The following is a 23,043-nucleotide window of genomic DNA, read 5'->3' on the forward strand; positions in this document are numbered from 1 at the left end:
CCTCGCTGTGGTCAGCCGGCGTCGAGGACGCCTGTGGGGTCGTTGCTGTTGCCCTGCGGGCGAAGGTCCTCCGGGTCGACGTAGTCGCGGGTCCGGCGGATCAGCGTGGTGCTGTTCTGCCCGAACCGGTGGGGCTCGCGCAGGTTGAGCATCTCCAGGCGGCCGTTGTCGCGGGCCCGCAGGGACTCCAGGTAGCGCAGGACCGCCCGGCCCTCGGGATACGTCATCAGGTAGTGCGCGGCGAACACGCCGCCCGCCGGGTCGAGGAGGTCCCAGTACTCGCGGACGAAGGCCAGCGTGTCCCAGGTGTCGATCCAGGCGAAATCCAGCAGTCCGACCGCCTCCCGCACCCGCCCGCTGGAGCCCCGCAGATCACCCTCGATGACCTCGCACACGCCGGTGAGCTCCAGTTCCTCCAGCACCTTCCAGGCACGGGGCGCCGACGACGCGGTGTCCGTCATACGGTCGATGCAGACCAGGCGCGGCTCGTACGGCTCGTCGTAGTAGGCGGCGTGCGCGAGCGGCTGGACCACCTGGCCCTCCGCCGTGCCCAGCAGCGCCTTCTCCGCCTCGTACGCCTCCTTGTTGTCGCGCAGTGCTCGGGCGAGGAACGGGGTGGTGTAGCCCATGCCCACTTCCAGGACCCGCTGCGGGCGCAGGGTACGGACGAGCCAGTAGAGCAGGGGCGCGGTGGAGTCGGTGCACATCTCCGGCACCTGGAGGGACCTCACCGTCGCGGTGAACCGGTCGTCGAGGGCGGGGGCGGGATGGCTGAGCACGGGATCCTCCGTGGAGAGTCGGCGGCTGGTTCGGTGTGCGGGCGGCCGGTCACAGCCGTCTGAACGCGATGGCCGAGCAGGTGTGGGGCCCGAAGACGGCCGTGAGCAGAACATCCCCGGCGGCGAGAGCACCGGCGGCCGCCCGGCGGCCCACGGTGAGGAGGGGGTCCGCGGAGAAGCAGTGGCCGATGTCGGTGACGCGCCCGAGGGCCAGCCGGCCGGCGGGGACGCCGAGCGCGGCGGTCAGGAACCTCTGCGCGGTGGGGCGGTAGTTGGGCAGCACGACCTGGGTGACGTCCTCCCAGGTGAGACCGGAGACGTCCAGGAGCGCGGCCACGCTGTCCGAGGCGAGCCGGGCCGTCGTCAGGACGCCCTGCCGTGCCGGGTCGTCATCGGGCCGTACCGCGGTCCGGCCGGCCACCGCCTCGACCCGCAGGACCGGGCCCGCGGCGGGCGGCCGCCGGGTGAGCAGGCAGGCCGCGGCGCCGTCGCTGAACACCGACAGGCCGCTGGCCATCACCCGGCGCCCGGCGCGGGCCCGGTCCGCGAGCACGAGCAGCACCCGCTCGTACCTTCCCGTCGCCAGCAGCGCCGACGCGGTCTCCAGCGCGGGCGCCAGATTGCCGCAGTCGCGGCCGGACAGGGCGAGGTGCTCGGCCGCCGGCAGGCGCAGCCGTTGGCCGAGCCGGGCCAGGGAGGCAGCGGTGTCGGGGTCGTTCTCGCTGACGTAGACGATGAGGTCGGGCGGGTGCGGAGAGTGCGCGAGGGTCTGTTCGGCCGCGTCGGCGGCCAGTTCCCAGATGTCCCGGGGGCTTTCCCTGAAGTGCGCGATCTCCTCGATCAGCGCGGTCAGATCGGTGTCGGCGGAGGTGGCCAGCTCGGACACCTTACGGGGCTCGCCGAGGGCCTCGCCGACCGCTGAGAGGTAGGTTTTGTCCATGCGCTCCTGCCGTGTGTGCCGGGTCGTCACCAGGTCACGGGAAGGTGGTGCACCCCGTAGAAACCCATGTCGCCGGAGAGCGGCACCTCGTCCCGGGGGACCGCCAGGGCCAGCGTGGGGAACCGCTGGAACAGTGCCGGGAGGGCGACGCGCAGCTCCATCCGGGCGAGGTTCTGGCCGACGCACTGGTGGATGCCGAAGCCGAACGCCATGTGGCCCTGGGCGCGGCGGCCGACGTCCAGTTCGTCGGGCCGGTCGAACTGCGCCGGGTCGCGGTTGGCGGCGGGCAGCGAGACCGTGACCGACTCGCCCTTGCGCAGCACCTGCCCGGCCAGTTCCACGTCCTCCAGCGGGGTGCGGGGTACCCCGAAGTGGAAGATGGTCAGATAGCGCAGGAGTTCCTCCACCGCGCCGTCCGAGAGTGAGGGGTCGGCCCTGAACCGGTCGAGCTGGCCGGGATGGCTCAGCAGTGCGAACGTGCTCAGGCTCAGGGAGCCGGCGGTCGTCTCGTGCCCTGCCGTCAGCAGCAGCACGCCCAGGCCCGCGATCTCCTCGGTGGTCAGCGTGCCGTCCCGCACCAGCTGGCTGAGCAGGTCGTCCGCCGGGTGGCCGCGCCGGTACTCGGTGAGGTCCCGCAGCAGTCCGTCGAGCCGGTCCATGGCGGCCGACGCCTCCGCCGAGGACGCGTCGAGCCGGAACAGGGTGGCGCTGTCGCGCTGGAAGGAGGCCCGCTCCCCGTACGGCACGCCGAGCAGTTCGCAGATGACCAGCGAGGGCACGGGCAGCGCGAACGAGGCGACGAGGTCGGCCGGGGGACCGGAGCGGCCCAGCGCGTCGAGGTGGTCCTCCACCAGTCGCTCGACGCGCGGTTGCAGGTCCTTCATCCGGCGCACGGTGAACCGGCCCGTCAACAGACGGCGGATCCGCGTGTGCTGCGGCGGGTCCATGTCGACCAGCCAGCCCGGCAGCGCGGGCGCGCCGAAGAAGGGGGCGATGCCGGGCCGGGACACCGGGGCCCGTTTCGTCTCCGAGCTCGCGCTGAACCGCTGGTCGGCCAGGACGGTCCGGGCCAGCGCGTGGCTTGTCACCAGCCAGCCGGTGTGCCCGTCCGGGTAGCGCATCCGGCGCAGTCCGCCGCCGGTGCGGTAGGCGGCGAGTTCGGGCGGCGGGTCGAAGGGGTTCTCCCGCACCGTGGGATGCGGGACGGGCGGGTGCGGGGGGACGGTCCGGGTCATGCGCGCACCTCGTTCCTCAGGAAGTCGGCCAGTCTGCGCACCCCGGTCTCGATCTGACGGGGGTCCAGGTAACTGCAGGACAGCCGCAACTGGTCGGCGCCCGCCTCGGTCAGGTGGAACGGTGCCATCGGCGTCCACAGCACTCCGTAGCGGGCCGCCGAGGTCTCCAGGAGGGCGGTGTCCACCCGGACCGGCAGCCGCATCAGGACGAAGAACCCGCCCTCCGGCCGGTTGACGTGGATGCCGTCGGCGGGCCCGAGGTCGAGGTGCCGGTCCAGGGCGTCCGTGAGCAGCCGCAGGTTGCGCCGGTACAACTCGGCCTTGCGGCGGCCCAGTTCCCGCAGGGAGCCGCCGTGCTCCAGCAGCATCCCGCCGACCACTGCCTGTGTCAGCGGGGAGGTGTTGACGGTCACCACGCTCTTGACGGCGGCCAGTTCGTCCGCGAGCAGGACACTCCCGGCGGAGGTGGCGACGGGCTGGTCGGCGACCACATAGCCGACGCGGGCCCCGGGGAAGCCCACCTTGGCGAAGGTGCCGATGTGCACCACGCGCCGGCCGGGGTCCTCGGCCTTCAGCGGCGGCAGCGCGTCATGCGGTGCCGCGGTGAACCCGTAGGCGTTGTCCTCCAGGACGAGGAAGTCCTCCCGCTCGGCCAGCGCGAGCAGCCGACGCCGGTTCCCCGGTGGCATCCGGCTGCCGGCGGGGTTGGCGAAGTCGGGGGCGACATAGCAGGCACGGATGCGTCCGCCGGCCCGGCGCGCCGCCGCACACTCCGCGGCGAGCGCGGCGAGGTCCAGTCCGTCGTCGGTCTCCTCGACGCCGATGACCTCGATGTCGAGGAGGCGTGCGGCGCCGATGATCCCGGCGAAGGAGGGGCTGGCGACGGCGAGCCGGTCGGTGGCGGACCCGAACAGGGCGCGCAGTGTGAGCAGCATGGCCTCCTGGGCACCGACGGTGATGACCAGCGCGCGGTCGGGAACGTCGATACCGTGGTCCCGGCGCAGGGCCGCGGCCACGATGTCATTGACCAGTCCCCGGCTCGGCCCGTACTCGTACAGCGCGCGGCGGGCGTCGCGCGGCTTCAGACCCCGCTCCTGGACGAGGTGGTCGAGGAATCGGTCGACGTAAGCCTGCGGTTCCACGTCGGTCAGGAGATCCGGGTGCGGGGCTCCGGGAGCGAAGGAGATCGCGTCCGGGTAGCGGCTCATCACCTCGTTGAGGAAGCCGATCGAGCGGAGCACGGGATCGTCGAGCGAGCCGTGCAGCCCGTCGAGTTCCCGCAGGGGAGGCGGGGCGGGGCGGTCGGTGCGTGCCATGTCGTACCTCGTCACCGGGAGAGGGAGCGCTGCCAGCGCCGTTCGACCTTGTCGAGGACGTCCTGGCTGTGGATGCGGTGGGCCTGCACGACCGCGAACTCGGCCAGGTAGGTGCGGAAGAGGTCCAGCGGCTCCTCCGCCAGCGCCAGCATGCGCCGGTTCGCGGCCACCGCCGGGGTGCTCAGCTCGCGTACCGCGCGCTCCACCGCCTCGTCCATGGCCTCGGCGGGTACCACCTCGTCACACAGCAGCGCCGCCTCGGGGTCGGTGGCGCGGATCCGCCGCCCGGACAGCACCACCTGACGGGCCAGCCTGGCGCCGGTGAGCCGGCTGAGCCGCAGATTGCCCAGGCCCGGCACGATGCCCTCCTCGGCGGCCGGCAGGCTCAGGAACGCGTCGGTCTCCACGATCACCCGGTCCAGCACCAGCAGCACCTGCATGCCACCGCCGATGGCGAACGTGTCGACCGCGCCGACCCACGGCTTCTGCACGGTGCGCGTCGACCAGGCGGCGGCCGGGTCGGTGAGCAGTCCGCGCTGCATCTTGTGCAGATAGCCCAGTTCGCGGCCGAGGAGGAAACCGGCGAAGGAGATCGTCCCGTTGCGCAGGTCCTTGAGGTTGATGCCGGCGCTGAAGACACGCCGGCCTTGGTACTTCGGATGGTCCACCGGGCCCCCGCGCACCACCCCGACCCGCACCTGGTCGTCCAACAGGACCAGGTCGGTGGCGACTTCCAGGTCGGCGATCAGCCGGTCGTCCTCGGCGTTGAGACAGTGCGCGTTGCGGAAGGTCACATGGGCGGCCGTGCCCGCTCGTTCCACCGTCACCGAGGGCAGCGCCAGGTGCCCCGTCTCCCGGAAGGCGGCGAGGGCGTCCAGGGAACGCGGGGTGGGCAGCAGCATCGCGTCGATCAGATGGGCGCCCACGGCGGGTGAGCGCAGCAGCGCCCCGCACAGGATCGCCTGGTCGATCGCCCGCCCCTCCCGGTGTGCCTGGATCAGCCCGGCCTCGGCGTCCAGTTGGGCGCGGGTGGGCACCAGACCGGGAAACCGCTCGGCCGCCGTGGCGAGCAGCTCCGGCAGGCGCACATACCGGGCGCGGTGGTCGGTGAGGAGGTCGTAGACCGCTTCGGTGTGCAGGGCCAGGAAGGCGCGGCGGGCGTCCCGGGCCGCTTCCAGGAGCACGTCGGCATGGCGCTGTTGCCGCGCGTCGCGCACCGCCTTGGCGGGCAGCGCCGACAGTTCCGCGTCGGCCGAGGCGGTCAGGCGCTGCAACGTCACCGTGTCGTCGGCGAGTACGGAGGTGAAGGGCGGGCGCTGTGTCCGCGCGGGGGCGTTCACGCGGACACCTGCCCGGTGGGCGGTACGGGGTCCGAACCCGAGGGCCGCGCGGGACCGGGGGCGGCGCTCAGCCGGCGTAACTCCCGGTCGCAGGCGGCCAGGTGGATGCCCAGCGCGTCGTCGTAGTCCGCCGTCGAGGACTCCAGGACGAGCTGGCGGCGGACGGCGAGTTCCGGGTCGGAGATGCGGCCCATGAGGACGGTGGCCGTGTGCAGGGCCTCGGTGAGGTCGTCGCTGGCCTGGTCGATCAGTCCCAGGTCGAGGGCGGTGTCGAGGGAGATGTCGTTGCCCCACAGCACGATCTGCCGGGCCCGGCCGGCGCCGAGCTGGTGCACCAGCCGGTGCAGGGCCATGCCTGGCCAGATGTGCCCGTCGTTGACCGGAAGCATCAGCAGCAGGCCCCGGGCCGCTATGCGGAAGTCGGTCGCCAGCAGCAGGTCGAGGGCGGGTCCTCCGCAGGCGCCTTCGGCCAGCGCGATGGTCATGGCGGGCAGCCGTTCCAGTCGGCGCACCGCCCGCTCCCAGCGGTTGACCTCCCGGATGGAGACCTGGCCGGGCCAGGCCCGCGAGTCCGATGCCGTCGCCGCGAACCGCAGGACGACCACGGCCCGTTCGGACCGGTCCTCCACCGCGTCGCAGGTGGCGTTCACGGTGTCGGTCAGGCCGGTCAGGGACTGGGTGCCGTCGATCTCGGCCAACAGGCCCAGTCCGTCGGGCAGCCGGGCCGGGCCCGCAGTGCTTCGTGTCACCGCTCTTCCTTTCGTCACCAGCGCACCAGAGCCGTCTCGATGGTGGAACCGGGCCCCATGGTCATGAGGACCCCGAGCTCGCCGGGCGCCACTCGGCCCTCGGCGGCCAGCCGTTCGTAGGAGAACAGGAACGAACCGCTTGACAGATTGCCGTGGTCGCGCAGAACGCCCGTCGTGTGCCGCACGTCCGCGCGGGACAGGCCGAGGTTGGCGCGGACGGAGTCGACGACCTTCTTGCCCCCCGAGTGGATGATCCAGTGCGCCACGTCCGAGCGGCGCACACCGGTGCCGTTCAGCAGCCGGCCGACCGCCGCCTCGGCGTGCGCGCCCACGACGTACGGCACCTCGGGGTCGAGATAGAAGCTGAACTTGCCGTGGTCCTCGTCCCAGTCGTAGCGCATGGCGCCGACGGCCTCGGGGATGATGCGGCTGGAGAAGCGCAGCAGGGCGGGTCCTTTCCCGGCCGCGGTTTCCGGTTCCGCCTCCTGGCCGCCGTCCCCGTCCTGGCGTACCGCCACGGCCGCGGCGCCGTCCCCGAAGAGGCTGTTGACCACGGACGACCGCATGGTCCCGTCGAACACGTACGCCGCCGAGCAAGCTTCCACACAGACCATGAGCGCCAGCTCACCGGGGTGGGCGCGGGCCCACCCCGCGACGGCCGTCAGCGCGTTGAGGCCGGCGTTGCAGCCCATGCCGACGACGTCGAGGCGCGAGCAGTGGCGATCCAGGCCCAGCTCCTTGATGAACAGAGCGGAGAAGCCGGGGGTGAGGAATCCGGTGGAGGTGACGCAGCACAGATACCCGACGTCGGCGAGGTCGGCGCCGGCCGAGCGCAGACAGCCCTCGATCGCCTCGCGGCCCATGGCCAGTCCGGAGCCGAGGTGTTTGCCGAGCAACTCGCCCTGGGTCTCGACGGCGCGTTCCCCCGTCGGCTTCAGGGGCGGCAGGACCAGGCCGCGGCGCTCGATCGCGCTGTTGAGGAACACGGACCGGACCCGGGGATCGCTGATCCCGAACGCGTCCAGGACCTCCTGTTGGGTGTACGTGGTGGCGGGCACGGCCGTTCCCACCCCGCGCAGACGCGGAGCGGCGGCGGCCAGGTCGTCCAGGGATGAACCCGGGTTCTCCCGCAGGGCACTGTCCAGCATGTACATCACCGTTCCTTCGGCCGGCGGTCGGCCCGGTCAGTCGAGGTAGTCCTCCGGGCCGCCCTCGCGGACGGTGTCGAGGGTGAAGCAGTGGAAGCCGCCGCCGAACAGGCGCCGGTGCCGGTGGCGGACGGGAACCACGGTGAAGCCGTGCCGCTCCAGCTCGCGTATCAGCTCCGGGCACGCCTCGTTGACCAGGACGGTGTCGGGGGACACCGACAGCACGTTGAGGTCGATGAACTTGCTGGTGAGGATCAGATCGTCGTCGTCGTACCGCGGGAAGTTGTCGCTCTCGGGCGCCGGCGGGACGATCAGATCCCACCTGCGCAGCTGCTCGGGCAGCTTCTCCGCCACCGCCTCGGAGCGCACCAGCAGCGTTCCGGGCCGCAGTGCCAGCACCATGCTGTCGATGTGGCTGTCACTGAGCTGGTGCACCCGGTGGATGCGGAACCTGCCTTCCAGATGGCGCTCCAGCCAGTCGCAGCCCAGGGCGTGGTTGGCCGTGGAGACGTTGACGACGATGTCGCGGCCGAGCCGCAGACACTGCGCGCCGTCGAACATCATCTCGTAGCCGACGTCGTAGGGGGAGGGGTGCGGATCCTCGATGGGCTCGGTGGGGCCGCCGGCCGTGCTGGCGCGCACGTAGGACAGGTCGAAGGAGGCGTCCGTCATCAAGGGGCGCGGCATCACCGTCCACGCGGCGCCCTGCCGGAAGTACTCCTGGAAAACCGGGTGGAGGAACTGCGTTTCGAAGTAGCGCGACCGGATCATGGGGGGCGTCTCGATGATCTCGTCGCCCGCGATCAGTGTGTTGTCGCGGATGTTCAGGGGCGGCACCACCGACGCCTCCCAGGCCGGGGTGCGCACCTGGACCGTGGTCGGCGCGATGTCCAACGGGCGGTGCACGGTGACCGCAAGTGATTCCAGCGCCTTGGCGATGCCTTCCAGGTCCTCGTTCAGTTCGTCCACATACCGCTGCTTGATGGGCTGGGACCCGGACCGGGGCGCCGTTCCGGCGGTGAGTCGCGGATAATACCACTCGGAGCGCGAGCTGTTGTCGCCCGCGATGTTGTCGTGGAAGAACAGGTCGAAGGAGAGTTCGCGTTGATGCGAGGTGTAATTCTGCGCGGATCCTACGATCGCTTCTTTGAGTGGAGACCATTCGTCGAAGCTGTTCAACTGCATCGTGGGGTTCCTCCGTGGGGGTGAGCCCGGCCGGAAGGCAGTCCGAAGCGCGCCGATGAAATGCGGCGGTTCTCTCGGAGGTCGTCTTCCCCGGCGAGGCGTATGGCTGAGCCCTCACTGATCGTCCAGCGGCTCCCGGCTTCCCCGATGTGGTGCCCAACCGGCCACTGACAAGCAGACTGTGACACCCAATCAGGTGATCCTCGAGCCTGTCCAGGAATCCGTGACCCTGTACACATTGCTGTAATGAAATTGCAGACACATGGGGATGAGCTAGATCATTTTGATGGGCATCGAGATTCTTTGCGGGAGTGCGAATAAAAGGTTTCTGTATGTGGAAACGATCTGCTGGTGGGTTCACGCTCGGCGGGCGATGTGGACACTGATCTGTCAGCACTGCATGCTGGACTCGTCGGCGGTCCCGACCGAAATTGCTGTGCGGTATTCCAGGAAGGAACACGCGAAGCCCCCATGAGTTCCTTACGCGAAGACGACCCCGTCTATGAGCGCTTCCGATTCCTCGTCAATGCACCGGCGCTGTTCAACGCGGTCGCCACGGCCGCCGAACTCGATGTGTTCGCCCTCCTCGCCACGTCACCCGGCGCGACCTTCGAGGAGATCGGCGCCGAGGTCCCCGTACCGGCCCACCAGTTGCGCGTCCTGCTCCAGGCGGTGTGCGCGACCGGCCTGCTGGAGAAGGAGGACGGGCGGTACCGCAACTCGCCGGTCGCCGCGGAACTCCTCGCCCCCGACACCCCTGACAGCTGGCGCCACATCCTGCTCGGCTGGAAGGAGGTCTACTACCCCGCCTTCGCCCGCATGACCGAGGCGCTGCGGGCCGGCCGCAACGTGGCGCTGGACGACCATCCCGGCGACGAACCCACCCTGTATCAGCGGCTGTCCCACAACCCCGAGCTGGAAGCGGTCTTCCACCGCGCCATGAGCGCCTTCACGCTCCGTTCCGCCGACGCGCTCGTCGACCGCCCGGAGCTGGCCGGCGTCCGTCACCTGCTCGACGTCGGGGGAGGCGACGGCACGACGTCCCTGCGGCTCGCCGCCCGCTATCCCCGACTGCGACTGACCGTCTTCGACATGCCCAGCGTCTCCGCACTCGCGCGCGACAACACCGCCCCCGACGTGAGCGACCGGGTCCGCACCCACCCCGGGGACATCTTCGCCGACGTCTTCCCCGAAGGCGCCGACGCCGTCCTGTTCAGCCATGTGCTGGAGATCTTCGCCGAGGAGCAGATCGTCCACCTGCTCCGCAAGGCGTACGACGCGCTGCCCTCGGGCGGCCGGGTCTTCGTCTACGGCTTCAACGTCTCCGACGACGAGACCTCCGGTCTCTTCTCCGCCCGCCTCGGCCTGTATTTCAACGTGCTGGCGAGCGGCCAGGGCATGGCCTACCCGGCCAAGGACTATGAGACGTGGCTGCGGCGGGTGGGTTTCACCGAGGTGCGTACCATCGGCGGAATGCCCTACGAGCACGGCCTCACCCTGGGCACCAAGAGCTAACGACCGCCACCGTGTACGCCGCTCGGTGGGGCGGCACACGGCCCTACGCAGGGGACGTCATGCGTCATTTTCCCGAACCCGACCCGGGCCGCCCCTCGGTGGGCTCCGCCCGCGCCTACGTACTGTGGCTGGCCGGCCGGCACCGCGCCCCGGCCCTGCTGGCCACCCTCTACGGCGTGGTGTGCACCCTCGCCCAGGCACTGGTGCCCGCCACGGTGGGCGTCGCCATCGACCAGGGACTGGTCGACCAGGACCGGCGGGCGCTCGTGCTGTGGAGCGCCGCCGTCCTCGGCCTCGGCATCGTCCAGGCGATCAGCGGCACCCTGCGGGACCGCTGCTCCCTGACCAACCGTCTGGGCGGCGCCTACCGCACGATGCAGCTCGTCACCGCCAAGGCGGTCGACCTCGGCGCGGAGCTGCCCCGCCGGGTCTCGTCGGGATCCGTGGTGAGCGTCGGCGCCACCGACATCGCCCAGATCGGGGCGGCGCTGGAGAGCACCGCCCGCGGCGGAGGCGCCGTCGTCTCCATCGTCGCCGTCGCCGTCCTCATGCTCACCGCCTCCTGGCAGCTCGGTCTGGTCGCCCTGGTGGGCGTGCCGCTCATCGCCTGGGCCGTCACCCGTCTGATGCGCCTGCTCCACGACCGCCAGCACGACCTGCGTGACCAGCAGGGCGCCCTCACCGACCTGTCCGTGGACATCGTCGAGGGGCTCAGGGTGCTGCGGGGCATCGGCGGCGAGGACGTCTTCGCCGCCCGGTACCGCGAACGTTCCCAGCGGGTACGGCAGGAGGCCGTCCGGGTCGCCTCGGTCGAGGCGCTCGCCGCACTCGGCCAAATCCTGCTGCCCGGACTGCTGATCACGGCCATCGTCTGGCTCGGCGCCCACTACGTCGGCACCGGCCGGCTCGGCCCCGGCGACCTGGTCGCCTTCTACGGCTACGCCGTCTTCCTCGCCGAGCAACTGCGCCGCGCCACCACCACCGTCGACCAGCTCACCCGGGCCCTCGTCAGCGCCCGTCGGGTCGTGGAGTTCCTCGCCCTGGAACGCACCACACCCTCCGGGGGCCGGGCCCTGGCCACCGAGGGGGACCTGCACGACCCCGACGCCGGGCTGACCGTCCCCGACGGCCGGTTCGTCGCCGTGGTGTGCGCTGAGAGCGGGGACGCCCATCGCCTCGCCGACCGCCTCGGCGGCTATCTGCCCGCCCCCGTCACCTACGGCGGAGTCCCGCTGGCCGCCGCGCCGCCCGACGAGGTGCGCGGCCGCATCCTCGTCGTGGACCACGCGTTCCGGCTCTTCTCCGGCCGCCTGGGCCGGGAACTCGACCCCGACGGACGCCTCACGGACGACGCCGGCCGGCTGGAGCGCGTTCTCGACACCGCCTCCGCCCGCGACATCGTCGACGCGCTGCCCGACGGCCTGGACCACGAGGGCTCGGGGGGCCGCGAGTTCTCCGGCGGCGAGCAGCAACGCCTGCACCTGGCACGGGCATTGATCAGGGACCCGGAGGTACTGATCCTCGTCGATCCGACCAGCGCGCTCGACGCCCACACGGAGGGCCGTATCGCCGACCGCCTGGGCATGTATCGCGAGGGAAGGACCACCCTCCTGTTCACCACCAGCCCGCTGCTCCTCGACCGGGCCGAACTCGTCCTCTACGTGGAGGACGGCCGGGTGACGGCCCGGGGCAGCCACGACGAGCTGCTCGCGGACGCCCGCTACCGTGCCGTCGTCACCCGAGAGGTGGCCGTGGCATGACCGCGCTGCCCGTCGCCTCCTCGGCCGAAGTGCGCGCCCGCGCCCGTCGGCTGATGGCCAGGCACCCGCGCGAGCTGACCGGTTCGCTCGCCCTGCACGCCCTGGCCGCCATCGCCGGCCTGGTGGCGCCCCAGCTCCTGGGGCGACTGGTCCAGAACGCCGGGAACGACCCGGACTCCATCACCCCGGCCGTGCTGCTGATCTGCGGGGCCGTCGTCGCGCAGTCGTTCTTCACCTGGCTGGCGATCCCCGCCTCGCTGCGGCTGGCCGAGAAGGTTCTCGCCGACCTGCGCGAGGAGTTCATCGACCGGGTGCTCGAACTGCCCCCGCACACCGTGGAGAAGGAGGGGACCGGCGAACTGGTCACCCGCACCACCCGGGACGTCGACGTGCTGGCGACCACCGTCCGCCTCGCCGTCCCCGACACGCTGGTGGCCTTCTCCACGGTCCTGCTCACCCTCGGCGCCGTCGTCCTGACCTCCCCCGTCCTCGTCCTGCCCTGCCTGGTGGCCGTCCCGGTGCTGTGGATCTCCACCCGCTGGTACCTGCGCCGGGCCCGCGCCGGGTATCTGCGGGCCGGCGCCTCCTACGCGCGGCTCACCGGCGGACTCGGCGAGACCGTCGACGGCGCCCGCACCGTCGACGCGCTGCGACTGGGTCCGCACCGGCTGCGCAGGGTCGCGGAGGACATCGCCGAGTCCTACGCGGCGGAACGCCGCACCCTGTACCTGCGCAGCGTCTACCTGCCCATCGCGGACACCGCGTACATGCTGCCCCTGGTGGCGACCCTGCTGATCGGCGGGCTGCTCCACCTCGACGGCCGTGTGGACCTCGCGGCCGTGACCGCGGTCAGTCTGTATGCGCAGCAGATCATCGGGCCGGTGGACCGGCTGCTGTTCTGGATGGACGAACTCCAGGTGGGCGGAGCGTCGTTCGCGCGCATCCTCGGTGTGCACGAGGCCGCGGGGGAACGGCGGCCGGAGAGCGGCACACCGGCCTCGCAGGACACCGGCGAGACGGACATCGTCCTCAAGGGCGTACGGCACGCCTACCGAGCGGGCCAGGACGTCCTGCACGGCATCGACCTGGCCGTGGCACCCGGTGAGCGGGTCGCCGTCGTCGGTCCGTCCGGTGCGGGCAAGAGCACGCTGGGCCGGCTGCTCGCCGGGGTCCACGCGCCGAGGACGGGCAGCGTGTCCATCGGCGGCACCGACCTGCGCGACCTCCCCCTGGACCAACTCCGCGGCAGCATCGTCCTCGTCACCCAGGAGCACCACGTCTTCCGGGGCACCCTCCGCGACAACCTCCTCATCGCCCGCCCCGCCGCCGACGACGACGCACTGCGGACGGCTCTGACCGCCGTCGGCGCCTGGGAGTGGGCCGCCGGACTCGGACTGGACGCCGAGGTCGGCTCGGGCGCCCACGCCCTCACCCCGGGCCAGGCCCAGCACCTCGCACTCGCCCGGCTGGTCCTCGCCGACCCGCGGGCCGTCGTCCTGGACGAGGCGACCTCCCTCCTGACGCCGCACACCGCCCGCCGCCTCGAGCGGTCGCTGGCCACGGTGCTGGAGGGCCGCACCGTCGTCGCGATGGCCCACCGCCTGCACACGGCGCACGACGCGGACCGGGTCGTGGTCATGGAGGACGGCCGCATCACGGAGGACGGCAGCCACGACGACCTGGTGCGACGCGGGGGTGCCTACGCGCGCCTGTGGCACTCCTGGCACGGGGACCGGCATCCGCCCAGGGCGGAAGCGGAGGGCGCACCGGTGCCGGAGACCCGAAACCGGACGACACGCCCCGGCGGCTGAGCCCGCGGCGGCGCGCCGCTCCCCGGATGCTCCCGTCCAGGCCAACGGATCACGCACCACCCCCATGCGGAAGTGAGGCTGAGATCATGCACGGCACCGATCCCGGCGGCCATGGCCGGGAGCATCCGGACGGCGATGCGGCTGGGCCCTGGCTCGCGACCGACCGGCACCGCTTCAACGCCCGGGAGCACACCCCCGACAGCGTGACCAGGACGCTCACCCCGGACACCGTCCGACGCCTGGCTGAGGGGAGCACCGCCGCGGACGTCCCCGGCCCGGTCACCCTCCTCACGGCCTGGACGGCCGTCCTCCACCGCCACACCCAGCAGCGCGACCTGCTCATCGGGCTGGACCCGGCGTCCTTCACGGACGCGGCCGCCCCGGCCGGAAACACACCGGACGCGGCCACCGTCCCGCTGCGCGTCCGGTTACGGCCCGACGCCGCCTTCGCCGACGAACGCGCCCGGATACACACCGCCGTCACCGAAGCCCTGGCCCGCGACCCCGGCGGCACCCCCGCCACGGACCCCCGCGCGGTGGCCGGCCGCGCTCCCGCGCCCTCCCTCCGGCACGGCACCTGGGACGTCGCGCTCACCCTGGACAGCGGCCCGGTCCACACCCACCTGACCCTGCACTACAACGCGAGCCTGTTCACCCGGGCCACGGCCCAATGGATCCTCGGGCACTGCGCGACCCTGCTCACCGCGGCCGTGGCCACCCCCGGAACCCCGGTGCGCGAACTGCCCGTCCAGGACGAACCGGCGCCCGCCCCCTGGCGGTTGCCCGTCCCCGACGGCTACCGTCCACCCGAGCCCGCCCGCCGCGGCGAAGGACTCGTCGACCGCTTCCGCCGCACCGCGGCCGCCCACCCCGCCCGACTCGCGGTCACCGGCCCCCAGGGCAGCCTGACCTACGCGGAACTGGACCGGGTCAGCGACACCGTGGCCCGCCGTCTGCGCCGCACGGCCGGTCCCGGCGACCGGGTGGCCCTGCTGTACGGACATGACGTGGGCGCGGTCGCCGCGATCTGGGCGGTGCTCAAGACCGGCGCCGCCTACGTCCCCCTCGACCCACGCCAGCCGGACGGACGGCTCACCCGACTGCTCACCGACGCCGACTGCACCACGCTCGTCTGCGACCCCGCCCTCGCCGACCGGGCCGGGAGCCTGGCACGCGGCGCCCGGACCGTCCCGGCCGATCCCTTCGACATCGCCGTGACGTCCCCGGCCCCGCCCGAGGCGCCGACCCCCGGCGACCCGGACGCGCCCGCCTATCTGCTGCACACCTCCGGATCCACCGGCCGCCCCAAAGCGGTCGTGCAGAGCCACGCCAACGTGCTCGCCCACACCCTCGCCTACGCGGACCGGCTGCGCATCGGCCCGCGCGACCACATCCCGCTGCTGGCCCGCTACACCTTCGACGCCGCCGTGATGGACCTGTACGCGGCCCTCCTCACCGGCGCCACCCTGCACGTCGAGGACCCGGTGGCGACAGCCCCCGAACTGCGCGAGCGGCTGAGGCGCGCCGCCACGACCGTCCTGCACACGACCCCCACCCTCTTCCGGCACCTCGTGGGCGACCTGCCGGAGGAAGGCGGACCGGACCCGGCCTTCGCCTCGGTACGCGCGGTCGTCCTCGGCGGTGAGGAGGCCGGCCAGCACGACCTGCGCCGCTTCCTCGCCGCCTTCGGCCGCAACGCCGCCCTGGTGAACGGGCTCGGCCCCACCGAGTGCACGCTCATCGCCCAGTACCTGGCGGGCGCGACCGACCTCGGCGGGACGGCACTTCCCGTAGGCCACCCCGTCGAGGGCATCTCCCTGCGCCTCCTCGACGAGGAGGGCCGCGGCACCGAACTCCTCGGCGAACTGGAGGTGCGCGGCGAGCGGGTGGCCCACGGCTACTGGAACGAGCCGGACGCCACGGCCGCGGCCTTCGGCACCGGTGCGGACGGCACCCGCCACTACCGCACCGGTGATCTGGCCCGCCGCCGCGCCGACGGCGCCCTGGTCTTCGCCGGACGCAAGGACCGGCAGATCAAACTGCGCGGACACCGGATCGAACCCGGGGAGATCGAGGCCGCGCTGCGCTCCCACCCCACCGTCGCCGAGGCCGTGGTGGCGGTCGACACCCGCGCCCCGGCCCCCCGGCTGGTCGGCTACGTCACCCCCGCCACCGGATTCCCACCGGACACCGGGGAACTGCTCGCCTACCTCGCCCGGACCCTGCCCGACCACGCGGTGCCCTGGCGGATCGTCGCCCTCGACCGGCTGCCGCTCGGCCCGACCGGCAAGGTCGACCGCGCCCGGCTGCCCGCCCCCGGGGAACTGCCCTCCGACGCGGCGGCCGCACCCACCACCCCGCTGGAGCGCACGGTGGCCCAGCTGTGGTGCCGGGTCCTCGGCACCGACTCCGCCGACCTGCACGGCAACTTCATGGCGGCGGGCGGAGACTCGGTGCGGCTGCTGACCCTGCTGGGCGATGTCCGGCGCGAACTCGACGCGGAGGTGCCCCTGTTGGAGTTCCTCGCCGCCCCGACCATCGACACCCTGGTCAAGCTGATCGAACGGGAGACCTGATGCTGATCCTGCCCGCCGACCGCGCCAAGGCCCCCGCGTCCGGCACCGGACACCCCCGCGCCGCCCGGATCCTCATCGGCAACGACTTCAGCGAGGACGTACGGACCGACCGGGGCTGGACCGGCTGGTGGGTCCAGCGCCTGGTGTGGTTCGCGGAACCGGGCGACATCCTGGTCCTGCCGGTCCGCCCGGAGGAGGCGTTCGTGGAGTACGTCACCTCCCTCACCGGCACCCCACCGGACTCCCTCACCATCGTCGTCCCGCCCGCGCACGCCGGCAGCGAGGGGACCCTCTCCCCGGGCCGGCTCGCCGACCCCCGGTTCGCGCGGATGCTCGATGAGGCCATCGGGGAGCGGGAGGTGACCCAGGTGTCGGCGCTGTGGCCGGACACCGCCGTCGCACGGCTCGCCCGCACCCTCGGCGCCACCGGGGCGACCCCCGGGCACGGCTTCATCGACCAGGCCGGCGGTGTGATGGTCAACAGCAAGTCCGCGTTCCGCACCATCGCGGCGGGCGCCGGAGTGCCGCTGCCGCCGGGAGCCGTCGGCATCAGCCCGGAGGCGGCGGAGGAGTCGGTGTGGGAACTCCTCACGGGCGGCCCCGTGGTGGTCAAGCACGACTTCCTCTCCGGCGGGCGTGGTAACGAGATCCTCACCAGGGGCGAGCCGTTCCGGCCCATCGGCGCCCGGCGCGTGGTGCGCGTCTCCAGCCGCGAGGAGGTGCGTTCCTACCTGGGACAGCAGTGGGAGTGGCTGACGGCGGGCGGCCGCGGCCGGCCCGTCGTGGAGCGGTACGTCCGCGACAGCTCGGCCTTCTTCGTGGAGTTCCTCGTCACCGACGACGGTGTACGGCTCACCGGACACGGGGAACTTTTGTCCGCGCCCTACGCCGTGGGCCAGATCATGCCGTCGCAGGGACTGGAACCGGAGGTACTGGAGCGCATCGTCGACGGGGGACGGCGGCTGGCGCAGGCGCTGCACGCCATCGGCTACCGGGGAATCCTGGGTCCGGACACCATCGTGACGCCCGAGCGGGACGTTCTGTTCACGGAGTACAACGGCCGCGTCACCGGCTCCACGCACATCTACGGCCGGATCGGGGCGCTCGTCGTGGGCGAGGGCTTCGGCCGGGACCGGGTGATCCTGGAGCGGGTGTGGCCGGAGGGCTGGTCCACCCCGTCCTTCCCGGCCACCCGGGAGGCGCTGGAGAAGGCCGGACTCGGCTACGACCCGGTCACCCGGACCGGCGTGGTGCTCACCAACGCGTTCGACGGCACCAACGGTGTCATGTACTGCGTGGTGGCCGAGGACCTGACCGCCGCCTGGGCCCGCGACCGCGCACTGGAGCCCCTGTTCGCCGCCGGGAGCCGGCAGCCGGCCTGAACACCGGCCACCGCACCAGAACTACCCGCAGCCAGTACCCGACCCCCAGCAGAGAGTGAGGCACGCACGATGTCGGACCTGAAGGTCACGTTGGCGGATCTGTGGCGGGAACTCCTCAAGATCGAGGAGGTGACGGAGGACACGGACTTCTTCGACGCCGGCGGCACCTCGATCGTGGCCGTGTACCTGGCAGCCGAGATCCAGGAGAGGTTCGGGGCGGCGGTGGACGCCGTCGATGTGGTGACGTACCCCCGCTTCGCCGACCTCTCGGGGCTGGTCGAAGAGAAGCTGGCCGGCACCGCGCTCTGACCGCGCCTGCCCCGGCGACCGGCCCCCGGCCCCGCCGCCCCCGCGACCAGCGGGGCGACGGAGCCGAGGGCGTCCGTGCGGACCTCAGTCCAAGGCGGCCAGCTCCTCGACCGAGCACAGCACCTCGCCCGCCAGGGCGGCGGCCGTCGCGTCGTCAAGGCCGTCCACGCGCCATTGGGTGTTCAGCCGCCAGCCGCCGTGCACGTCCGGAACCGCCTCGACGGTCAGCTCGCGCGCCGTGGCGGGCGCCGGTACCCGCACCGACCGCACGGTCAGCCCAGGGGCGAACCGCCCGTGCGGCGGCCGCCGTTGGACCACGGACCACACCTGGAAGAACGGATGCCGGTCCCGCGGTGGCGCGAGTCGCCGCACCAGCTCGTCGAACGGGACACGCCCGTGCGCCAGCCCCGTCACCACGGTCCGCGCGACCTGGTCGAGCAGCGTGGCGTCCGGCGCGTCGCGCGCACCGCGCACCGGGACCACCAGCGGATTGACGAAGTACCCCACGACCGGCTCCAGTTCGGGCGCGAACCGGCCGTCCGTCACCGTGCCCACCGTGACATCGGCGGCGTCGAAGGTCCGGGCGAGGCCCCGGCCGACCGCCGCGACCAGCCCCGCCACCGCGGGGCCGCCGCGCAGCGCGGACGCCCGGGTGAGGCGCTCCACCGTGTCCCGGGGCACATACCCGGCCGACTCGGCGGCGGGCGCCTCGCCCTCGCCGGTGGGCGCGGGCAGCACGGACGTCGGCAACTGGGCCAACTCCTGCTCCCAGAACGGCAGCTCCTCCTCGATGCGGCGGGGGAGGTGGCGGTGTTCCCAGCGTGCGTAGTCGGGATAGCCGGGGGCCGGGGGCGGTCCGTCCTCCGGGGCGGACCCGGTGTGCCAGGAGTAGAACAGGCCGAGATCGCGCAGCAGCACCGACTCGGACCAGCCGTCGAAGGCGATGTGATGGAGGTGCAGGCACAACAGGTGCCGTGCCGGTCCCAGCTCACACAGCCGGGCCCGGATCGGCAGGTCCTCCTCCAGCCGGAACGGCAGCCGCCACCAGTCCTCGGTCACCGCCCGCGCGGCCTGTGCGGCCTCCGCGCCGACCGGGCGCGGCACCCGCTCCAGCGGGACCCGGACGAGGGCGGCCGGCCGGACGCGCTGCTCGGGCAGCTCGTCCCGCCAGGGGTGGACCGTGCGCAACACCGGGTGACGGACGACGACGTCGTGCAGCGCGCGGTGCAGGGCTTCGGTGTCCAGGGGGCCGTCGAGGACGTAGGCGAGTACGAGCGCGTTGTCCGCGGCCCCCGGCGCGGCCCCCTCCGCCATCCAGAACCGCTGCTGTGCGCGGGTCAGCGGCAGCGGGCCCGGGGCGGAGACCGGCTCCGGCTCCGGCTCCAGGGGAACGCCGGCGTCGGCGGGCGGGGCGGTCGCGCCGTGCCCGCGCAGCGCGGCCACCGAGCGCAGCCGGTAGACGTCCGCGACGGTGATCCGCGCGCGGAGCAGACGGCTGCTGCGGGCGGCGAGGCGGACCACGTCGAGGGAGGTCGCCCCGGCCGCGATGACGTCGTCGTCCTCCCCCAGCGCGGGAGCGCCGAGCAGCTGAGCCGCCGCCGTCAGCAGCCCCGGGACCTCTGGACCCGGACGGGCGGGCGCCGGACGGGCGGCCGTGAGCGTGTCGGTGATCAGGCGGGCCGCGGCGGCCCGGTCCGCCTTGCCGGTGGCGCCCAGCGGCAGCTGGGCGGTGTGGGTCAGCACGGCCGGGACCATCGCGTCCAGCAGCGTGCGCGCCGCGATGCTCCGCAACTCCTCGTCCGGCACCGGCGCACCGGACACCGTCGTGTAGAGGACGGCCAGTCCGGGGCGGTCCGGAGCCGTCTCGGCCAGGACCGCGCAGCAGGACGCCACGTCCGGGTGGCGCTCCAGCACGGCCTCCACCTCGCCGGGCTCGACGCGGACCCCCCGGACCTTGAACTGCTGGTCGGCACGGCCCCGGTAGCGCAGCAGCCCGTCCGCGTCCCGGGTGGCGAGGTCGCCGGTGCGGTAGTGCCGCACACCGTCCAGGGTCACGAAGCGCCGCGCGGTCTCCTCGGCGTCGCCCAGGTAGCCGAGGGACAGTCCGTCACCACTGAGGGCGATCTCACCGTCCCCCGGGCCCGTACGGACCTCGCCCTCGGGGCCGAGCAGGACCACGCCGGTGCGGGGCACGGGGCGGCCGATGGGGATCTCGGTGCTGTCCGGGGCGACGTCGGACGACCGGACCGGATGACAGGTGGCGAAGATCGTGCTCTCCACGGGGCCGTAGCCGTTGACCAGCCGCAGCCGGGGAAAGCGATCGAGCAACTGGCGCGCGTGCCGCACGGAGACCCGCTCGCCGCCCACCAGCACCAGCCGTGCCGGCCCGACGAGCTCGGGGACCTCCTCCACGAGGACGTTGAACAACGAACTGGTCAGCCACAAGGTGTTGACGCCGTGGCCGAGGGCCCGCCGCAGCCCGTCGGCGTCCAGGGCGGGCGCGCCCCGGTCCAGCAGGACCGCGCTGCCGCCGTTCAGCAGCGGCCCCCACAGTTCGAGCGAGAAGGCGTCCCAGGGCTGCGGCGCGGCCTGGAGGAACACCGTGTCCGAGTCGAGCGGGATCTCCGGGCAGCCCACCAGCGTGCGCACGGTGCCCCGGTGCGGGGACAGGACGCCCTTGGGACGGCCCGTCGAGCCGGAGGTGTAGAACACACACGCCGCCTGTGTGCCGTCGCTGTAGGGCGGCGGTGGCGGTCCGTCGGCCCCGGACACCAGGTCGGTCCAGGCGACCACCGGGGATCCGCCCACCTCCGTGCCCGGCCGGTCCCCGACGACGAGGGGCGCTCCGCAGCGCCGTACCGCGTCCGCCGTGCGCTCATGCGGCCAGGCCGGGTCCATCGCGATGTAGGCGGCGCCCGCGGTCAGCACGCCGAGCAGCACGGCCACGAACTCGGGCGAACGGGCCATCAGCACGGGCACGTACCCGCCCGGACCGACGCCACGGGCCCGGAGCCCGGCGGCGACCGAGCCGGCCAGCCCGGTCAGCTCGCCGTACCGCAGCGTCTCCGCACCCTGCCGTACCGCGAGGGCCCCGGGGTCGCGCTCGGCGTGCCGGGCCACGACCCGTTCGATGCGCTCGCCGTGGACGTAGGGGGAGTTCTCGGCCGCGAGAGCGCGGGCAGGCGCGGTCACCGTGCCGCGCCTTCGGTCGCGGTCGCGTCCACCAGCGCGGCCAGGTCGGCGAGGACGGACGTGCGGACCAGCGAACGGTATTCCAGGGTGACTCCCCGCTCCCGCTCGATGCGGCGCTGCATGCGGAAGGCGAGCAGCGAGTGGCCGCCGAGGGCGAAGAAGTCGTCCCGGACACCGACCTCCTCCACGCCGAGCAGGGACCGCCACAGCCCGACCAGATAGCGCTCGGTGTCTGTCGCCGGGGCGGCGTCCTGCTGGCCCGCTTCCCGGGTCAGCAGGGCGCGCAGGGCAGCCGTGTCGCGCTTGCCGTGGTGGGTGGCCGGGATCTCCGGCAGCACCACGATACGGCTGGGGACCAGGTAGTGCGGCAGCCGCTCCCGGGCGAAGCCGAGGAGAGCGCTCACCGGAACGGGTTCGTCGAGCACGGCGAAGGCCACCAGATGGCGGTCCTCGCCCTCACCGGAGGCGAGGACGACCGCGTCGTGCACGAGCGGGTGGTGCCGCAGCGAGCGGGCCACCTCGGCGGGCTCCACGCGGTAGCCGCGGATCTTGACCTGATCGTCGGCCCGGCCCAGGAACTCCAGTACCCCGTCCGCTCGGCGGCGGGCCAGATCGCCGGTCCGGTAGAGGCGTCGGGGGCCGTCCGGGAGCGGGCTCGGCACGAACGCGCGGTCGGTGCGGTCCGGACGGCCGGGGACGGACAGATAGCCGCGGCCCACACCGGGCCCGCCGATGTGGATCTCGCCCGCCGCACCCGGCGGGACCGGCCGCCGGTCCGGGCCGAGCAGATGCACCGTCACCCCGTCCAGGGGACGCCCGATGGGAATGCTGTCCGCGCGGGTGTCGTCGAGGGTGACGCGGTGCGCGGTGCAGGCGGTGGTGGTCTCGGCCGGCCCGTACAGGTTGAACAGCTCCCCGCGGAACGCGCCCGACAGCAACCGCGCACAGGCGGCGGGCCGTAGGACATCCCCCCCGACGTGGAGGAGGCGCAGCGGCGCGAAGGCGTCCCGGTCCTCCCGCACCACCTGGTTGACGACCATGGTGGGCACCAGCATGGCGGTGATGCCGCGCCGCTCCAGCGCGGCCCGGAAGCCCGCCGCCAGCAGATCGGGCACCGGCGGCAGGACGACGACCTGCCCGCCGCGCGCCAGCGTCGCCCACGTCTCGAAGTGGAAGGCGTCGAACGACAGGCTGGAGATCTGCCCGGTGCGGTCCTCGGGCCGCAGCGGCGGAAGGGCCGGATTCACGGCGAAGGAGACGATGTTGCGGTGTTCCAGGACGACCGCCTTGGGCGTGCCGGAGGATCCCGAGGTGAACAGCACACTGGCCGCGCCGTCCGGACGGGCCAGGTCGCCGGGGCCGGGTCCGGAGCCGTCCGCCGGTGGCACCGGCAGCTCCAGGGTGTCCAGGGGGAGGCCACCGAGTGCCGCGCCCGGACCCGGCCGGGTGAGGACGATCCGCACGCCGCTGTGCGTCAGCATCAGATCGCGGCGGGCGTCCGGGTAGCGGGTGTCGACGGCCACATAGGCGGCGCCCGCTTTGAGGATCCCGAGGATCGCGGCGAAAACCTCGACACCGCGGTCGAGATGGAGCCCGACCCGGTCCTCGGGCCGCACCCCGCGGGCCCGCAGCGCGGAGGCGATGTCATCGGAGCGGGCGTCCAACTCGGCGTAGGTGAACGAGGCGTGGTCGTCGGTCACGGCGGTCAGGTGCGGGAAGCGGCTGACGCTGCGGGCGAAGAGCCCGGTCAGGGTGGTCGGGTCCAGGGCGGGGCGGGGCGTGCTCGGCATCGTGGTCTCCCGGTGG

Annotated in this window: 16 protein-coding genes; 6 read left to right on the forward strand and 10 right to left on the reverse strand. The window is 73.0% G+C overall.

Annotated features, from left to right (window positions below; genetic code table 11):
- Positions 1-11: 11 nt before the first annotated feature.
- From PS467_RS39680 to PS467_RS39715, 8 genes are read right to left on the reverse strand one after another with little or no spacing between them, the layout of a single operon-like run.
- On the reverse strand, positions 12-779 hold the full coding sequence (locus PS467_RS39680) for an O-methyltransferase (RefSeq protein ID WP_311039365.1): 768 nt from the start codon (positions 777-779) through the stop codon (positions 12-14).
- Between the two features lie 49 nt (positions 780-828).
- Positions 829-1,719, reverse strand: a complete 891-nt coding sequence (locus PS467_RS39685; protein WP_311039366.1) for a beta-ketoacyl-[acyl-carrier-protein] synthase family protein — start codon at positions 1,717-1,719, stop codon at positions 829-831.
- Positions 1,720-1,745: 26 nt separating this feature from the next.
- Positions 1,746-2,954: a cytochrome P450 gene (locus PS467_RS39690; protein WP_311039367.1), complete on the reverse strand. Its 1,209-nt coding sequence runs from the start codon at positions 2,952-2,954 to the stop codon at positions 1,746-1,748.
- A complete protein-coding gene (locus tag PS467_RS39695) occupies positions 2,951-4,270 on the reverse strand; it encodes an aminotransferase-like domain-containing protein (RefSeq protein WP_311039368.1) in 1,320 nt (439 codons plus the stop codon). Before PS467_RS39695 ends, PS467_RS39690 begins: the two co-directional genes overlap by 4 nt.
- An 11-nt stretch (positions 4,271-4,281) precedes the next feature.
- Positions 4,282-5,610 (reverse strand): (3,5-dihydroxyphenyl)acetyl-CoA 1,2-dioxygenase DpgC, encoded by a 1,329-nt coding sequence (gene dpgC, locus PS467_RS39700; protein WP_311039369.1) that lies wholly within the window; start codon positions 5,608-5,610, stop codon positions 4,282-4,284.
- Positions 5,607-6,359, reverse strand: a complete 753-nt coding sequence (dpgB, locus tag PS467_RS39705) for an enoyl-CoA-hydratase DpgB (protein WP_311039370.1) — start codon at positions 6,357-6,359, stop codon at positions 5,607-5,609. Before dpgB ends, dpgC begins: the two co-directional genes overlap by 4 nt.
- A 14-nt stretch (positions 6,360-6,373) precedes the next feature.
- The gene (gene dpgA / locus PS467_RS39710) at positions 6,374-7,507 is read right to left on the reverse strand and encodes a 3,5-dihydroxyphenylacetyl-CoA synthase DpgA (protein ID WP_311039371.1); all 1,134 of its coding nucleotides are present in this window, start codon (positions 7,505-7,507) and stop codon (positions 6,374-6,376) included.
- Between the two features lie 36 nt (positions 7,508-7,543).
- Positions 7,544-8,692: a glycine amidinotransferase gene (locus tag PS467_RS39715; RefSeq protein WP_311039372.1), complete on the reverse strand. Its 1,149-nt coding sequence runs from the start codon at positions 8,690-8,692 to the stop codon at positions 7,544-7,546.
- 471 nt (positions 8,693-9,163) lie between these two features.
- Here PS467_RS39715 and PS467_RS39720 point away from each other — a divergent pair, with 471 nt between their 5' ends.
- The 6 genes from PS467_RS39720 to PS467_RS39745 all read left to right on the forward strand — a co-directional run bounded on the left by PS467_RS39720 (position 9,164) and on the right by PS467_RS39745 (position 18,045).
- Positions 9,164-10,207, forward strand: a complete 1,044-nt coding sequence (locus PS467_RS39720; protein WP_311039373.1) for a methyltransferase — start codon at positions 9,164-9,166, stop codon at positions 10,205-10,207.
- A gap of 59 nt (positions 10,208-10,266) precedes the next feature.
- A complete protein-coding gene (locus PS467_RS39725; protein ID WP_311039374.1) occupies positions 10,267-11,967 on the forward strand; it encodes an ABC transporter transmembrane domain-containing protein in 1,701 nt (566 codons plus the stop codon).
- Complete coding sequence (locus tag PS467_RS39730) at positions 11,964-13,778, forward strand: ABC transporter ATP-binding protein (protein WP_311039375.1); 1,815 nt, start codon at positions 11,964-11,966, stop codon at positions 13,776-13,778. The genes PS467_RS39725 and PS467_RS39730 overlap by 4 nt, the downstream gene beginning before the upstream one ends.
- Positions 13,779-13,864: 86 nt before the next feature.
- The gene (locus PS467_RS39735; RefSeq protein WP_311039376.1) at positions 13,865-16,354 is read left to right on the forward strand and encodes an amino acid adenylation domain-containing protein; all 2,490 of its coding nucleotides are present in this window, start codon (positions 13,865-13,867) and stop codon (positions 16,352-16,354) included.
- Positions 16,354-17,736 (forward strand): preATP grasp domain-containing protein, encoded by a 1,383-nt coding sequence (locus PS467_RS39740; RefSeq protein ID WP_311039377.1) that lies wholly within the window; start codon positions 16,354-16,356, stop codon positions 17,734-17,736. Before PS467_RS39735 ends, PS467_RS39740 begins: the two co-directional genes overlap by 1 nt.
- Positions 17,737-17,805: 69 nt before the next feature.
- Positions 17,806-18,045 carry an acyl carrier protein gene (locus PS467_RS39745; RefSeq protein ID WP_311039378.1) on the forward strand — a complete coding sequence of 80 codons (240 nt, stop codon included), beginning with the start codon at positions 17,806-17,808 and terminating at the stop codon, positions 18,043-18,045.
- A gap of 84 nt (positions 18,046-18,129) precedes the next feature.
- Here PS467_RS39745 and PS467_RS39750 read toward each other — a convergent pair whose 3' ends face one another.
- Positions 18,130-21,237 (reverse strand): non-ribosomal peptide synthetase, encoded by a 3,108-nt coding sequence (locus PS467_RS39750; protein ID WP_311039379.1) that lies wholly within the window; start codon positions 21,235-21,237, stop codon positions 18,130-18,132.
- Positions 21,234-23,027, reverse strand: a complete 1,794-nt coding sequence (locus tag PS467_RS39755; protein WP_311039380.1) for a non-ribosomal peptide synthetase — start codon at positions 23,025-23,027, stop codon at positions 21,234-21,236. Before PS467_RS39755 ends, PS467_RS39750 begins: the two co-directional genes overlap by 4 nt.
- Positions 23,028-23,043 lie beyond the last annotated feature (16 nt).

It is taken from the genome of Streptomyces luomodiensis (assembly GCF_031679605.1).
Taxonomy (GTDB): domain Bacteria; phylum Actinomycetota; class Actinomycetes; order Streptomycetales; family Streptomycetaceae; genus Streptomyces; species Streptomyces luomodiensis.